The 346-nt window shown below is 48.8% G+C and carries 2 tRNA genes; both read right to left on the bottom strand.

Annotated elements, in window-relative coordinates:
- Positions 1-46: 46 nt before the first annotated feature.
- Positions 47-123: transfer RNA gene (locus tag L693_RS0103305), tRNA-Met, on the bottom strand.
- 30 nt (positions 124-153) lie between these two features.
- Positions 154-245: transfer RNA gene (locus L693_RS0103300), tRNA-Ser, on the bottom strand.
- Positions 246-346 lie beyond the last annotated feature (101 nt).

The raw sequence follows: 346 nt of genomic DNA, 5'->3' as shown, positions 1-346 counted from the left end.
GTAAGGCAGATGCTCTCCCAGCTGAGCTAAGCCTCCTGGGTATGTATGGTAGCGGCGGAGGGGATCGAACCCCCGACCTCACGGGTATGAACCGTACGCTCTAGCCAGCTGAGCTACACCGCCATAACATATATTTCGCAAGCTTGTCTTAAATGGCGGAGAGAGAGGGATTCGAACCCTCGCACCACTTTCGCAGTCTAACCCCTTAGCAGAGGGTCCCCTTATAGCCACTTGGGTATCTCTCCAAATAAATAGACACACTTAGCGATAATCAAACTAGTTATTCTATTACACTGAATATCAAGCCTAATTCAAGGTGTTACACCCTGAAAACTGGATCCGAAAC

Origin of the sequence: Paenibacillus sp. 1-18 (genome assembly GCF_000520755.1) — a bacterium.
In the GTDB taxonomy this organism is placed as follows: Bacteria; Bacillota; Bacilli; order Paenibacillales; family Paenibacillaceae; genus Paenibacillus; species Paenibacillus brasilensis.
This window is presented reverse-complemented; position numbering and strand designations above follow the sequence as displayed.